The organism is Solimonas soli DSM 21787, assembly GCF_000474945.1.
In the GTDB taxonomy this organism is placed as follows: Bacteria; Pseudomonadota; Gammaproteobacteria; order Nevskiales; family Nevskiaceae; genus Solimonas; species Solimonas soli.
Map to the genome: position 1 here is coordinate 120,160 of NZ_AXDW01000010.1, position 15,923 is coordinate 136,082.

A 15,923-nucleotide genomic window follows, 5' to 3' on the forward strand; every position below is an offset into this window, starting at 1 on the left:
ATGCCGATCGAACTGCCGTCGCTGGATGATCGCCGCTACCAGCAGCTCGTCGACGAGACGCTGGCGCGCGTGCCGGTGCACACGCCGGAATGGACCAACTTCAACAAGAGCGATCCCGGCGTCACGCTGGTCGAGCTGTTCTCGTTCCTGACCGAAAGCCTGCTCTATCGCGCCAACCAGATTCCCGAGCGCAACCGCCGCAAGTTCCTGCAGCTGCTCGGCCTCGGCCTGCGCCCGGCGGAGGCGGCGCGCGGCCTGGTGACGATCAGCAACGAGCGCGGCGATTGCGCGGCGGTCACGGTGCCGGCCGGTCTCGAGGTGCGCGCCGGCAGCCTGCCGTTCCGCGTCGAGCTGGGCCTCGACGTGCTGCCGGTCGAGGCGCGCGCCTACTTCAAGCGCCAGGTCGCGGCCGCCGGCGCGCTGCTCGACTACACCAATCTGCTGTACGCCTCGTACAGCCAGGACCTGCCGGGCGACTTCGATCTGTACGAGTCGGTCGCCTTCGACGGCAAGCTGGTGCCGCAGCTCGATCTCAACGCCGACACCGTCGACGGCACGCTGTGGATCGCGCTGCTCGCGCGCAAGGGCGACAGCCTCGACGACGCCCGCGCGGCGCTCGCCGCGCGCACGCTGACGCTCGGCATCGTGCCGGCGCTCGACGCCGAGCGCGCCGATCTGACGCCGGGCGGGCGCAGCGACAGCGCGGCGCGCGGCCTGCTCGAGTTCGCGCTGCCGAAGATTCCCGCCGACGGCGGCCTGCCGCTCGATGCGCAGAACCGCCCGGCGCCGTCGTACCGCGTGCTCGAGCCGCGCACCGACGTCGATCTGCTCGCCGCGCCCGGCGTCGTGCAGCTCACGCTGCCGGCGGCCGGCGATCTGCAGCTGTGGAACGATCTCGATCCGCTCGAAGCCGGCGTCGGCGATCTGCCGCCGGCGCTGACCGACGCCAGCGTCGCCGGCCGCGTCGTCACCTGGCTGCGCATCAAGGCCGGCGGCGCCGCGAAGGCGCGCCTGCTGTGGGCCGGCATCAACGCCGCGCCGGTCGTGCAGCGCGAGCGCGTCGCCGGCGAACGCCTCGCCGCCGGCAACGGCACGCCCGACCAGCAGCGCCGCCTCGCGCGCGCGCCGGTGCTGCCCGGTTCGGTCAGCGTGCTCAGCGTCGAGAACGGCACCACGCACGTCTGGCAGGAGATCGACGATCTCGCCGCCGCCGGCGCCGAAGTGCCGCTCGCCGCCGTGCGCCTGCCGCCCGGCGCGCCGCAACCGCCGCCGGCGCCGAGCGAGGTCTTCATCGCCGACCACGAGGCCGGCTTGCTGACCTTCGGCGACGGCTTGCGCGGCCGGCGCCTGCCCGACGGCGCGCCGCTGCTGGCGAGCTACGAGTGCTGCGCCGGCGCCGCCGGCAATGTCGGTGCCGCGTCGATCGCCGGCGCCCCGGCGCTGCCCAGCGGATTCTCGGTGACGAACCCGGTGCGTACCTGGGGCGGTGCCGACGCGCAGAGCGTGGCCGACGGCGAGAAGCAGATCCGCCGCTGGCTGCAGCATCGCGACCGCCTCGTCAGCGCCGACGATTTCGAGCCGATCGCGCGGCGCGCGCCGGGCGTCGATCTCGGCCGCATCGACGTGCTGCCGGCCTTCCATCCGGATCTGGTGCCGGGCGAGCCGGGCTCGGCGCCCGGCGTGGTCACGGTGATGGCGATTCCGCGCGTCGATCCGCGCCAGCCGGATGCGCCGCAGCCGGATCGCCTGTTCCTCGACGCGCTGTGCCGCCATCTCGACGCGCGCCGCCTGGTGACCACTGAGCTGGTCGTGCGCGGGCCGGTCTACAAGCCGCTGTGGATCTCGGTCGGCATCGACGCCGTCGCCGGCGTGTCGGTCGCCGAGACCGTCGACGCCGTGAAGGCGCGCCTGCGCGAGTTCCTGCGCCCGGTGCGCGAGGCCGACGCCGACACCACGCTGCGCCTGTTCGCGCCGCAGCAGGCGAGCGCCGCGCAGGGCTGGCCGCTGCGCACCGCCGTCACGCAGCGCGTGCTGATGGCGGAAGTCGCGCGCGTCGCCGGCGTCGCCGCCGTCGTCGATCTGCTGCTGGCGAGCGGCGGCGGCGCGGCGAGCGCGAGCATCGACATGGTCGGCCTCGAACTGCCGCGCGTGCTCGGCATCTCGGTGGTCGCCGGCGATCCTCTGTCGATCGAGGCGCTGCGCGGCGACGCCAGCGCCGCCAGCGCCAGCAGCGGCCGGCCGCGCCTGCCGGTGCCGGTCACGCCGGAGAACTGCTGATGCGCCTGGAACAAAAGCACGCAGGGCGGGTGAGGGTGCACAGCCCCGCCGATCGCCGTTCACGGTGCACGGCTTCAGCGGCGGCGCAGCCGCCGTGCCGTGGCTTTGCCGTTCCGCTTTTACGGTCCCCTTGGGCGGCGCCGAGAAGCGCAGCCGGCGCGGGGGCTTCAGAGCGACCCGTGTCTGAGGAGGCGAAGCCGACGAGTTGGGTCGCGTCCCCCGTGCCGGCGAGCATCGCAGGGCATCGGCGCGCAGCGCCGACGTCGCCCCAGGGTGTGCTTTCTTTTGGATACTTTTCTTTGCACAAGCAAAGAAAAGTATCTCGGCCCGCAGGCCGAAACCCGCGCTCGCACGATGAGCGGTGCCGCGCGATCGGGCGGAAGCAGAACGCGGCACGCGAGGCGGCGCGATGAACGTCAACGGCGCGCGCTTCCATCTCTTGCTCGGCGAGTCCGACTGGTCGCGCTGCGCGGTCTACGCCGGCGTGGTGCCGAAGACGCTGGCCGCGGCCTGGCTGGCGACGCCCGCGCCCGATCTCGAGTACGACGACGGCGAGCAGACCCTGCGCCTGCGCCGGGAACTCGAGACCTGGGTCGCGGCACCGGCCGATCTGCCGGTCGATGCCGAACAGCGCCGCGGCGCGGCGAGCGACCGCTTCGGCAATCTCTACGTGATCGGCGACGACCGCCGCACGCTGTACGTGCGCTCGTCCGGCAGCGGCAAGCTCGGCGTGTTCGAGACCGGCGCGGCGCCGACGCCGGCGCGCGACGACTTCGCCGAGCTCGGCGCGGGCGGCAGCGGCACGCCGCCGCGCGAATACCTGGCGCTGGCCGTGACCAGCGACCACTACCTCGTCGTCGCCTGGCGCGACGCGGCGGCGCCGGCGGCGCCGACGCGCGCCGGCCTGTCCTCGTTCGACCTGCTCGCCGGCGGCCCGGCGCAGGAGCTGCTGTGGCCGCTGCCGGACTTCGCCGCCTGGGAGCTGTGCCCGCGCTGCGGCGGCGGCGTCTGGCTGCTCGACCGCACGAATCTCCGCCTCTGGGAATTCGACGCGCGCATGAGCCTGGTCAGCAGCGCGCAGGACAGCATCGAGCTCGAGCCGGAAGTCGTCGACGATTTCCAGGGCCTCGACGGCGCGCCGCGCGTGCACGCCGCGCGGCGCGTGCCGGGCGGCATCGATCTGTCGGCGGCCGGGCTCGGCGCGCTGCTCGGCGATGCGCCGCATGATCTCGTCGCCATCGAGCCGCTGCACGAGGACAGCGTGCTGCTGCTCGATGTCGACACCGCGCAGGGCCGCTCGCGCGTGTTGCGCTACCGGCGCCGCGACGGCGTCGCCAGCCTGCAGGCCAGCGACTGGCTGCAGTGGAGCGACGACGCTGCGTCACCGGCGCGGCCCTTTCTCGCGCAGGACTTCGCGTTCGCCGCGCTGTCGGCGGCCGAGCCCGCCGTCGAACTGCTGCTGCTCGGCACGCGCGACGGCAACCAGGCGATCGCCTACGCGATCGACGATGGCGACAGCTTCGCCCTGCAGCGCCGGCCGGACTTCATCCCCATGCGGCGCTGGCGCGGCCGCGCGCTGCAGCGCGTCGGCAACGTCGCCTGGTACGACAGCGGCGAGCGCTGGGTGCCGCTGGTCGCGCAGGCACGCGCGCGCTACGCCGAGACCGCCGAGTTCATCACGCCCTGCTTCGACAGCGGCGAGATCGCCTGCACCTGGGACCGCCTCTTGCTCGACGCGGTGATTCCGCCGGACTGCGGCGTCGAGATCTGGAGCCGCGCCGCCGACGAGACGCTGAGCCTGTTCGCGAGCTGGCCGGAAGTGCCGGCGCCCTGGCAGGCCGAGCCGGCGCCGTACCGGCGCAGCCAGGCCAGCGAGCTGCCGTGGCTGAAGAGCGAGCTGCAACTCGCCGACGCGGTCGGCAGCGGCAGCTGGGAACTGCTGTTCCAGCAGGCGCGCGGCCGCTATCTGCAGCTGCGCATCCGCCTCAGCGGCAGCGGCCGCGCGACGCCGCGCCTGCGCGCGCTGCGCGCCTGGTATCCGCGCTTTTCCTACGCGCAGCGCTTCCTGCCGCCGGTGTGGCGCGAGGAGCCGGCGGCGGCCAGCTTCATCGAGCGCTTCCTCGGCAACTTCGAGGGCACGCTGAGCGGCATCGAGGATCGCATCGCCACGCTGCAGGCCCTGCTCGATCCGCGCAGCGCGCCGGGCGAGGCGCTCGACTGGCTGGCGAGCTGGTTCGACGTCGCGCTCGATCCGGCCTGGGACGACGCGCGCCGCCGCCTGTTCCTGCGCCACGCCTACGAATTCTTCAGCTATCGCGGCACGCTGTACGGCCTGCACACGGCGCTGTCGCTGGCCTTCGACGCCTGCGTCGACGAGCGCCTGTTCGCCGGCGTCGACGCGCCGCCCGACGCGAGCGGCATCCGCATCGTCGAGCAATACCTGACGCGGCGCTTCGATGCGCGCGTGCTCGGCGATGCCGGCAGCCGCGACGTGCTGCCGCGGATCGACACCACGCAGCGCTGGACGCCGAACGAAGGCAACGCCGGCCTCGTGCAGCGCTGGGCCACGGCGCGCGGCCTGACGCCGGGCGCCAGCGAAACACTCGTCGCCTTCGATCTCGCGGCGCCGGCCGACGCCGCGCTGGCCACGCAGTGGAATGCGTTCACGCAGGGCGCGCTCGGCTTCGTGCCGGCGCTCGGGGCCGCCGAGCGCGCGGGCTGGCAACGCTTCCTGCTGCTGCGCTACGGCAGCGTCGCCGCGCTGTCGGCCGCGCACGCGCAGAGCTATGCGAGCTTCGACGCGATCCGCCTGCCGAGCGACCGTCCCGGCCAGGCGACGATCGCCGCCGACTGGCTCGCCTATCTCGATGCCACGGCGGCGCCGCCGGCGCTGCAGCCGCGCGCGCGCTGGCAGGATTTCCTCGCGCGCCGCTATCGCCGCATCGGCCGCCTCAATGCCGCCTGCGAGACGCACTGGCTCGACTTCGCGGAAGCGCCGCTGCCCGACGCGCTGCCCTACAGCGCCGCGGCGCAGAACGACTGGCTGCAGTTCGAGGGCGAGGTGATGGCGATGCAGCGGCGCGCGCACCGCTTCGCCGTGCTGCTGCCGCTGCGCAGCGTCGAGGACGACGGCCAGGCGCAGGAGCGCCTGCGCCTGGCGCGGCGCATCGTCGAGCTGGAGAAGCCGGCGCACACCATTTTCGAGCTGCGCTTCTACTGGGCGATGTTCCGCATCGGCGAAGCGCGCCTCGGCCTCGACACCACGCTCGGCCAGGGCAGCCGCGCGCCTGAATTGATTCCGTCCACCGTGCTCGGCCGCGGCTACGTCGGCGCGAGCTTCGTCGCCGGGCCGGCGCCGCTGCGCGACGGCGATCGCCTGCGGCTCGACTGCTGAGCCTTGATCTACGACCGAACCGCCATGCCAGAAATCGCGCCCCGGATGATGAATGTCGTGCTTGGCATGGCCGCCCTCATCCTGCCGCTCGCTGCGCGAGCGGTCCGGCGTCGGCTTGCTTCGGCTCGGCATGGGCCAAGCCTCGGCCGGGCCAACGCCTCTGCCGCTGCGCGGGCGAGGGACAGCGGCGTCGCTGCGCGACATTCACGTTAAAGGAACTGGAGACCGTCATGGGATGCTGCAATGAACCGGCCGCCGCGCTCGGCAGCACCGCGCCGCTGCCGAACAAGCACGTCAACTTTGCCAAGGGCATGGTGCTCGGCGTCGACGACCTGCGCCAGGAATTCGCCTACCACGCCGGCCGCGGCCGCTGGCTGGCGCGCGAGGCGATCGGCTACGGACGGCTGTCCGGCCTGGCGATCACGGTCGACGACACGCCGGACGGCCCGCGCCTGCGCGTCGCGCCGGGCAGCGCGCTGGCGCCGAGCGGCCAGCTGATCTGCGTGCCGAGCGAGCAGTGCGCGCTGCTCAACCGCTGGCTCGCCAAGGCCGACAACGCCACGCAGATCGACGCACTCGCCGGCTCGCCGCCGCCGCCGAGCGTCTCGCTCTACCTGACGCTCTGCTACGCCGACTGCCTGACCGACGCCGTGCCGATTCCCGGCGAGCCCTGTCGCAGCGAGGACGAGCTGATGGCGCCGTCGCGCGTCGCCGACGACTACCGCCTCGAACTGCGCAGCGCCGCGCCGGCGCAGCGCGAGGAAGACGCGATCCGCGATTTCGTGCGCTGGCTGCGCGCGATCAGCGTGGTCGACGCCAGTCCGCCGGCGGTGCTCGACGAAGCGGCGCTGCTTGCCGCGCTGCGCGACGCCGCGCAGCCGTGGATCGATGCGCTGAACGCTTCGCCGCCGCTCGGCTCGCCGTCCTCGCCGCCACCGCCGCTGAGCGATTACCTGTTCGGCTCGCCGGCCCTCAGCGTGACGCCCGCGCAGTTGCCGGAGCTGCTGGGCATCGCCATGCGCTTCTGGGTCACCAGCTTGCGGCCGCTGTGGCAGACCTGCTGCTGCGCCTGCACGCCGAGCGCCAGCGACGACTGCGTGCTGCTCGCGCGCGTCGAGGTGCCGGTCGTCTTTTCCGGCGGTGTCTGGCTGGTCGACAGCGCAGGCGAGGTAAGCATCGACGGCGGCGCCGCGCCGCTGCTGGTGTCGCAGCGCCTGTTGCAGGAGTGGCTGCTGGCCGGCGTCGCCGCGCCGGCTCCGGCGCCGCTGCCGCCGCCCGGCGGTGCGACGATCGCCGTCACCGCCGTCAACAGCAATCTCGCGCTCGACGCCACGCAGCACTGCCTGCTGTGCAGCGGCGCGCCGACGCTGACCTTGCCGGCCGCCGCGCAGCACGCCGGGCGCGTCTACATCGTGCGCAGTCTCGGCGCGGCGACCGCGCTGCAGCCGAGCGGCACCGACAGCATCGACGGCGGGCCGACGCTGAGCGTGCCGGCCGGCAACGCGCTGACGCTGGTGTCCGACGGCGTCGCGATCTGGCGGGTGATCGGCCGTGGCTGAGCACGCGCGGCAAGCGTTTGCAGGGCGGGCCGCGCGCCGCCGGGACGCGAGTCCCGCAGGTGCGCGGCGCGGCGATTCCGGGCGCGGCGCCGGCAGCGGCGCGCGGCCCGTCCTGTCCCTTGGCGCGCGGCGGCTTGCGGCGCGCCTGCGCCCGCGCCGGTCCCACGTTTCGCCGCCATGCGCGCGAGGAGCGGCCTCATGAACGACTTCTTCCAGTTGCAGGAACCGCTCACCGACGGCGGCATCCGTTCCGTCAACTTCTTCAACGGACGATTGCTCGCCGGGCGCGATCTGACGCGCGAGCAGGAGGCGCGGCGCGAAGCCGAGCGGCGCCTCGGGCGCGCCCTCGGCGATGGCGTGGCGAGCGGTCTCGACGTCAGTGTCGACATCGACACCAGCACGGCGCAGGCGCCGGTGCTCAAGGTCAAGGCCGGCCTCGCGCTGAATCGCTACGGGCAGACGCTGAATCTCGCCGGCGACACGCGCGTGGCGCTGACGCGCAAGCTCGATGCCGCGAGCGACGGCGGCTGCGTGTTCGCGGCCTGCCTGCCGATCGGCGGCGGCACCTACGTGGCCGGCGCCGGCGTCTATCTGCTGACGCTGGCGCCGGCACAGACCAGCGAAGGCCGCGCGCAAAGCAACGGCCTCGATCCCGGCAACGTGCGCTGCAACAACGACGCGACCGTCGAGGCCCTGCAGTTCCGCCTGCTGGCGATCAAGCCGGAGCGCTACGCCGATCTCGATCCGGCTTCGCCGCGCTTCCGCAACCGCCTCGCCTATCGCTGCTTCGGCATCGAGGCGCGCGCGCAGGCGCTCGCCGATCCCTGGCGCGACGATCCGGCGGGCTACGGGCTGATCGACACGCTGCGCGCCGAGGGCGGCGCGCTCGGCGACTACGACGTGCCGCTGGCGCTGCTCTACTGGACCGCCGCCGGCCTGCAGTTCATCGATGCCTGGGCCGTGCGCCGCCGCCTGCTCGGCCCCGACGCGCTGAGCGCTTTCGCGTTCTCCGCGCGCGCGCGGCGGCTGATCGAAGCCGAGGCGATGTGCGCGCAGTTCCAGATGCAGCTCGGCGAACTGCTCGCTGCGAGCGCCACGCCGGCGTCGCTGCACGTGCGCGACGCCATCCAGTACCTGCCGCCATTCGGGCTCGTGCCGCTGCAGAACGGCGCGCTGCGCGGCTTCGGCGACGCCGCCTTCTTCGACGGCATTCCCCGCCGCCCGCTGCCCGGCAGCGGCCAGACCACGCCCTTCATCGACGCCCGCATGCTCGGCGCCTTGCGCGAGCAGGCGCTCACGTATGCGCCGACCGATGTCGACGCACAGGAATTCGTCTGGGTCTATCGCCCCTGGCAGACCGTGCAGGCGATGAGCCAGGGGCGCCTCGTGCAGCCGCTGCTGGTCTTCGCCAGCGGCCTGGTGCCGGACCTGGTGCTGGCGCGCTTCGATATGGCGCGCTTCGACTTCAGCAATTTCGCCGAGCCCGACGCTTTCTGAACTGAGGATCTGAGGCCATGACCAATCCCCTGAGCCACGTCAGCCCCGGCGACATCATCAGCGCCGCCGACTGGAACCTGCTGATCGATTCGCTCAACGACGCCCTCGTGCGTCTCGATGCGCTCGAAACGGGCGGCGGCGGCACCGCGCTGGCGGTCGACCAGTTGCTGCCGCCGGGCCCGTACCGCATCGGCGACACGCTGCAGATCGTCGGCCGCAACTTCCAGTTCGCCGCCGGCGCCGCGCGCGTGTTCTTCAACGCGCAGCAGGCGTTCACGCTCACCTCGAACTCCACCGACTCGAAACTCGAACTGGTGATTCCGACGGTGGCCGGCGTGCTCGAATCCGGCACCAATGTCGATCTGGTGGTGATGAACCAGGCGCAGCAGGTGACGCGGCAGATCGTGCTGCGGCCCAGGCTCAATCCGCTGCAGGGCAACATCACCATCGGCTGGCAGAGCGTCACGCCGCAGACCGTGCTGGCCGGCCAGCCGGTGACATTCCTCTACCGCGTGACCTCCGGCACCAACAACGCCGCGACCTGGGCGCTGACGGCGCAGGTCAACGTCGCCAGCAACGCCGCGGCCTGGAATTCGCAACTGCAGATCTGCGACGCGCAGGGCAACGTGCTCAATCCGGCGCAGATCAATCTGCAGCCGGGCCAGCAGATGGACGTGCAGGTGCGCATTCCCAGCGTGCCGGCCGGCAGCAACGGCACCAGCTTCGGCGTCACGCTCAACGCCGGCTCCGCCAACATCAGCGGTTCGAGCGGCATCAACCAGTTCGTCGTCGGCACGCCGACGCCGCCGCCCGACGCGACCATCACCATGGACACGGTGCCCGCGTACTCGATGGGCGCGCTGAGCGGCAACACGTTGACGGTACCGGGCGGCCAGAGCCGGCTGCTGGTGCTCAACACCACGCTCACCGTGCCGGGCACCTACAACGTCACGCGCGCGGTGCTGGGCGGCGCCACCGGCTGGACGATCAATCTCGACAGCGGCACGACCGACAGCTTCGTCATCACCGCCGCCGACGTGTCCGGCGGCTCGACGGCGCGGCTGCTGCGCTACAGCGTCGCCGCCACCGCGGGCGCGAGCACGCCGGCGCAGATCGAGATCCGCCTGCAGCGCCAGGGCAACAGCAGCTACTACGCCAAAGCACTCAACACCGTGCGTTCCTGAAGGACCGCGCGACTTCAAGGGAGACTTCTCATGACCGCATTGCCATTGCTTCGATTGACGACGTACAGGACCGCCGCGCTGCGGCACGGGCGCAGCCTGCTGCCTGCGCTGGCGGCCGGCTTTGCGCTGATCGCCAGCGGTGCCGCGCAGGCCGATGCGCAGTGCGTGCCGCAGGCCTGGGGCGTGCCGGCGCTCAGCGGCGCACCCAACTTCAGCAATGCCGCCGCCGGCGAGCCGAACTACTGGCCGCGCCTCGACGATCCGCGCTGGCAGGGCTCGCTGCTGCGCGGTTTCGGCAGCGGCGCCTCGCAGACCGCGGTCTTCAAGATGCTGCGCACCGGCGGCGCGGATGCGGCGCTGTATCTGTCCTGGTATGTCAAGGTCGATCCGACGCTCGATCCCAATCTCGATCTGGTGCGCGTCGGCTTCAGCCCCGGCGCGGAGGCGGACGTGCGGCTGTTCGAGATCGTGCCGTTCACCAGCGCCGCGGCCGACGAGACCGCCGCGGAGCCGCCGGGCTATCAGGTGCGCGACATCCAGGGCGGCGCCTGGACCAACGTCACGGCTCCGGCCTGGCTGAAGCCGAACACGCGCGTCTGGCTCGACAAGGCCAATCAGCAATGGGCCATCAACATGCGCGTGCCGATCAACGCCGATCCGGCGCAGGGCCTGAACCTGCCCGCGGCGTTCAAGCTGGCTTTTGAACTGGAGGTGGCCGACAGCGTCGGCGGCAACTTCGTCTTCTACCGCTTCGATAACGCGGTGCCGCTCGACGACCTCAACGTGGCGCCCAACTACGCGAGCTGGACCGACTTCAACATCGCCCTGTCGCCGGGCTCACCCGGTTGCGTGAAGGGCATCAGCGTTGCCGTCAACGACGTCGGCACGACGAATCCGCAGCCGAACGAAATCAACCTCACCAGCGCCAACACCTTCTTCGCGCTGCCGCAGAACGATTCCGGCGCCGCCGTCGCCGCGGGTGCGATCAGCGGAACCTTCCGCATCGCCAACTGGGGTTCGCAGCCGGACTGGAACGACGTCACCGATCCGCTCAACTCGCTGTGGAAGCAGATCAACAGCGCGCCGGTGAGCAACGCCGGCCTCATTGCGAACGGCAGCAAGGCGGTCTACAGCGCGATCCCGGCGAACAACACGGCGCTGAGCTTCCCGTGGACGCTGACTGCGGCCGAGAAATGCGAATTCACCGGCGGCGGCGCTTGCCCGAATCCGGCGCCGACGCGGCGCACGCACCAGTGCATGCTCGTCGAGCTGAGCGGCGCCGGTCTGAGCTTCAATCCGTCGAGCGTCTACCGCAACATGGATTTCGTCGAAGCCTCGACCTTCGAGCGCGAGGCCGAGATCAGCGTCGCCGGCATCGCGCCGGGCGGTGAACCGCAGCGCGACGTCTATCTCTACGTGCAGAAGCTGCAGATGCCGAAGAGCGTCAAGGAGCCGCAGGCGCCGCTCGCGCTCGTCGATTACAAGAAGGTCGACGAGATCCTGCAGCACGGCGGCGACGGCGAAGGCGAGGGCGGCGAAAGCGGCCATGGCAACTCCAACCTGAGCAGCGACGGCGGCCCCCGCCAGCCGCTCGGCGTCGCGCACGTGGCGTCGGACAAAGCGCCGGGCGCCGTCGCTTCGCCGACCGAACCGAAGCCGGGCCGGAGCGACACGCCCTCGGACGAGACACGGCCGCATCCGCCGCTCGACGGCAACTTCGAGGTGCTCAACCAGCAGTTCCCGACCTACGTCGTGCACGCCTTCCGCGACAGCGGCAAGACGGTGACGATCGGCGGCCAGGTGCGTCACGTGCTGGTGCCGCAGTCGTCCTTCGGCTACTACGTGCATCACGACGGCGCGCTGACCGGCTGGGACACCACGCTGCAGAACGCGACGGAAATCGCGCCGAACTACTACAAGCTCTCGGTGCCGGAAGGCGGCTCGAAGAACGTCGTCACGCGCATCGTCGCGCGCGAGAAGGACAGCCCGCTGCCGCCGCCGTTCGACAAGCTGCCCTGGTGGGTCTGGCTGCTGCTGATCCTGCTCGTGCTGCTGATCCTGCTGCTGCGCAAGAAGCCGTAAGCGCGCGCCGCGCGAGAGCCGCGATGCACAGCGCCCAGCGTGATCGCATCCGCCGGTTGCGCGTGCACGGCAGCGCCGACGGGAGTCGGCGCTGCCGTGCGCAGCTGGAGGCGGGCGAGCTGCATCCGCCGTCGCTGCCGCGCAGCGCGATTCTGATCCTGCAGGAACTGCGCGTGACGCCGCCGCGGTCGCCGGTCTGGACACAGCAGGTGCGGCAGCGCGTCGATGAGGCCGCGCGCGGCGCGGCCTGGCCGGCGCGCGAGCCGGTCGGCGCCGGCTGCAAGGCCGTCGCCTTCGCCGACGAAGCGGAACTGCTCGCCTGTCTGGCGCTGGATGGCCTTGGCCAGCGGTTCGGCGAACGCTGGTGGTGGCCGCTGTGGCTGGGCGGCGCGCCGTGCGATCTGCGCGGCGTTGCACGCGCCTGGCTGCAGGCGCCGCGCGCCGTGCCGGCGGCGCTGCGCCTGCTCGAAATGCGCGCGCAGGCGCAGGCGCTGCTGCGCCGTCTGCTGCCGGCGGAGGCGCAGACGATCGGCACGGCTGTGGCGCGCGCGTACGGCGTGAGCGAGCCGGCATGCGAGCCATCGGGCGGTGCGCAGGTGCATGGGGCAGACACCGCGACGGACGATTCGCCATCGCCCGCCGATGCAGCATCGCCGCAGGCGTCATCGAGGCGTCGCGCGGAGCCGCCGCTGCCGGAGGGTCGCGAGCCGCAGGCGCTGCTGCGCTGGACGCTGTGGCAGCTGGCCGCGGCGGCGAAGGACGATCTGCGCGCGGCGCACCCTGAAGCGACGCGCGATGCCATGCCGGGCGGCATGTCGCGCGCGTCGCCCGCGCCGCCAGGGTCCGCGGCGCCCTCGCTTGCCGACATTGGGGCGCCGCCATCGCTGCGCGACGTCGCAAGCACCATCGCCGGGCCTGCCGGGGATCGGCCGGCGTCGGTGTCCGCAGCCGAAGCGCTGCCGGTCGCTGTCGCGTCGTCACGCGCGCCGGCGATCGGCGCGGGACCACGAGGCGTGCCGCCATTGGCGCTTTCATCTGTTGCCGCGGTCGGCGCAGGGCCGGCGCCGATGGTGTCGGCCGCGGCAATGCCGCCGTTGACGACAACAGTCGCCGAGGCCGCGCCGCCGCCCGGCGTCGGGCCGGCCTTCGTTTCCAGCGTCGCCGAACGTCGCGCATCCGTGCCGGCCGTCGCGCCGGCCCTGCCTTCGTCGCTGCGCCGTTGCGTCAGCGAATTCGGCGGCCTGCTGTATCTGCTCAATGTGCTGCAGGCGCTCGATCTGTACGGCGATTTCACGCAGCCGCGGCACGACAGCCTCGCGCTCTCACCCTGGGCGCTGCTCGCGCTGCTGGCGCGCCGCTGGTTCGGTGTGGAAGCTTTGCAGGCCGATCCGCTGTGGCCGTTGCTGCTCGAACTCGCCGGCTGCGAAGCCGCGCGCGATCTCGGCGATGGCTTCACGCCGCCGCCGTGGCAGGTGCCCGACGGATGGCTGCGCGCGTTTCCCGATGTGACGCGCGATCCGCCGCCGCGCCGCCGTGGCCGGCGGCTGCAGGCAGACGCCGGCGGATTCTGCCTGCGCGATGGCCCGCTCGAGGCCGCGACTGTCGATACTCCGCAGGCGGCGCGCCGCCGCTGGCTGATGCAGCTCTCGCGCTATCTGCTCGCGCGTCTGGCGCGCGCGCTCGGCGTGCGCACGCCGGCCGAAGTGCGCACGCAGCTCGTGCGCCAGTCCGCGCGCGTCGAGCTGAGCGCCACCGAGCTGCGCCTGCACTTCTCGCTCGCGGCCTTGCCGCTGGCGATCCGCTACGCCGGTCTCGATCGCGACATCGGCTGGATGCCGGCGGCGGGCCTCGCCATCCACTTCGAATATCTGTGAGCGTCGAGGGTCATCGTCATGGAATCCACCAGCGCAAGCCGCAAGACCGCCGCCGAGCATTTCCGTCTTTGCTACATCGGCGCCGTCGCGCAGCTCATCGAGTCGTATGCGCCGGGCGACGCGCAGGCCGCGGCGGCGCGCTACCCGTTTCTCGCCGACTACCAGATGGAGATCGAATGCCATGTCGGCGCCACGGCGACGCCGGCACTCGACTGGGCGCGACGCCTGCGCGAGTGGGAAGCGGACGCGGCGGACTTCCTGCCGCTGCGCGCGCTGCGCGAGCAGGGCGGCCTCTCCGAACTGGAGCTCGGCCTGCTGCTGACGGCCGGGCTCAACGAAGAGGACGCGCGCTTCGGCGAGCTGTTCGATTCCGACCGCAGCGGCGCGCGGCGGCCGACGCCGGGCCTGCTGATGGCCTGGTGGCGCCTCTGCGGCGACGGCAGCGATCACGTCGAGGCGGTGCGCGGCGGCGTGCAGCGGCTCATCGCCATGGGCCTGCTGCAGAATCTCGCGCCCGAGGCGCCGCGCATGGAATGGCCGCTCGCCGTGCCGGTGGCGCTGTGGGACGCGATGCGCGGCACGCACGATCTTCTGCGCGGTGCGCGCTTCGTCGCGCGTGAACGCTGTCTGCCGCTCGCGCGCTATCTGGCACCGGACGAGCTCGCCGCCACGCTGCTCGAACTGCCGCAGGCACTCGGTGCCGGCAGCAGTCGCTGCCTGCTGGTGCGCGGCCCCGAACACAACGGCCGCAAGACGCTGATCGGCGGCGTCGCCCGCGCGCTGCACAAGAATCTGCTGCTGCTGCCGCCGCCGGCGGCCGGCGACGAGGAACGCGGCTACGGCGCGCTGGCGATCGCGCTCGACGCGATGCCGGCCTTCGAGGCGCGCCTGCTGCCGGGCGAGGCGATGCGCCTGCCGGATTTGGCGCCCTACGTCGGGCCGGTCGCCGTCGCGCTCGGCCCGCAGGGCGGCGTGCGTGCGCTCGGCCGCGAGCTGCTCGACGTGCAGCTGCCGATGCCGGGTCTCGCGCAGCGCATCGAGCACTTCCGCGCCGCCCTGCCGCAGCAGGCCGACGACGCGGAATCCTTCGCCGCCGCGCTGCGCATCACCAGCGGCCACGCGCGCCGCGCCGCCGAGGCGGCGCGCAGCTACGCGCGGCTCGAACAGCGCGAGCGCGTCTCGCTCGACGATCTGCGCCGTGCCGCGCGCAGCCTGCACGCCGGCCGCCTGGAAACGCTGGCGATGCGTCTCGAACGGCGCGGCACGCTCGCCGATCTGGTCTGTGACGGCGAGACGCTCGACGAAATGCGCCTGCTGCAGATGCGCTGCGCGCATCGCGAAACGCTCGCCGGGCTCGGCAGCGGCCACGCCGTCGCCAACGCCGGCGTGCGCGCGCTGTTCTCCGGTTCCAGCGGCACCGGCAAGACGCTGGCGGCGCAGCTGCTCGCGGCGAGCCTCGACAAGGACCTGTACCGTCTCGATCTCGCCTCCACCGTCAACAAGTATCTCGGCGAGACCGAGAAGAATCTCGCGCAGGTCTTCGCGCTCGCCGAGGAACTCGACGTGGTGCTGCTGCTCGACGAAGGCGACTCGCTGCTCGCGCAGCGCACCGACGTGAACAATGCCAACGATCGCTACGCCAATCTCGAAACCAATTTCCTGCTGCAGCGCATCGAGTCGTACACCGGCATCCTGCTCATCACCACCAACGCCGCCGACCGCCTCGACAAGGCCTTCGCGCGGCGCATGGACACCGTGGTCTCGTTCCGCCTGCCGGACCAGAGCCTGCGCTACGACATCCTGCAGCGGCACCTGCCGGCGCACGGCATCGACGACGGCTTCCTGCGCGAGGCCGCCTACCGCTGCCAGCTCAGCGGCGGCTCGCTGCGCAACGTCGCGCTGCACACGACGCTGCTCGCGCTCGAAGAAGGCGGCGAACCGGAGACGCGGCATCTGCTGCGCGCCTTCCAGCGCGAATACCGCAAGACCGGCGCCAGCTGCCCGCTGAAGCTGGCGGGCGTGCGCTGAAACGGCAAGCCGCCAGGCGCGCCCGAGC

The 15,923-nt window shown here is 72.4% G+C and carries 8 protein-coding genes; all 8 read left to right on the plus strand.

Translation table 11 applies throughout. The annotated features are described in order from the left end of the window. Positions 1-2,277: a baseplate J/gp47 family protein gene (locus K344_RS0106445; RefSeq protein ID WP_028079979.1), complete on the plus strand. Its 2,277-nt coding sequence runs from the start codon at positions 1-3 to the stop codon at positions 2,275-2,277. Between the two features lie 409 nt (positions 2,278-2,686). Continuing rightward, positions 2,687-5,671, plus strand: coding sequence for a phage tail protein (locus K344_RS0106450; RefSeq protein ID WP_028079980.1), 2,985 nt, complete (start codon positions 2,687-2,689; stop codon positions 5,669-5,671). Positions 5,672-5,901: 230 nt separating this feature from the next. Beyond that, on the plus strand, positions 5,902-7,230 hold the full coding sequence (locus tag K344_RS0106455) for a hypothetical protein (RefSeq protein WP_028079981.1): 1,329 nt from the start codon (positions 5,902-5,904) through the stop codon (positions 7,228-7,230). A gap of 198 nt (positions 7,231-7,428) precedes the next feature. Then, positions 7,429-8,727: a hypothetical protein gene (locus tag K344_RS0106460; RefSeq protein WP_028079982.1), complete on the plus strand. Its 1,299-nt coding sequence runs from the start codon at positions 7,429-7,431 to the stop codon at positions 8,725-8,727. Positions 8,728-8,744: 17 nt separating this feature from the next. Further along, positions 8,745-9,911, plus strand: a complete 1,167-nt coding sequence (locus K344_RS0106465) for a hypothetical protein (protein WP_028079983.1) — start codon at positions 8,745-8,747, stop codon at positions 9,909-9,911. A gap of 30 nt (positions 9,912-9,941) precedes the next feature. After that, entirely contained in the window at positions 9,942-11,993 is a 2,052-nt protein-coding gene (locus K344_RS0106470) for a hypothetical protein (protein WP_157622800.1), read from the plus strand. 23 nt (positions 11,994-12,016) lie between these two features. Beyond that, on the plus strand, positions 12,017-13,867 hold the full coding sequence (locus K344_RS0106475; RefSeq protein WP_028079985.1) for a hypothetical protein: 1,851 nt from the start codon (positions 12,017-12,019) through the stop codon (positions 13,865-13,867). A gap of 18 nt (positions 13,868-13,885) precedes the next feature. Continuing rightward, positions 13,886-15,895 (plus strand): ATP-binding protein, encoded by a 2,010-nt coding sequence (locus tag K344_RS20510; protein WP_051361954.1) that lies wholly within the window; start codon positions 13,886-13,888, stop codon positions 15,893-15,895. Positions 15,896-15,923: the final 28 nt, after the last annotated feature.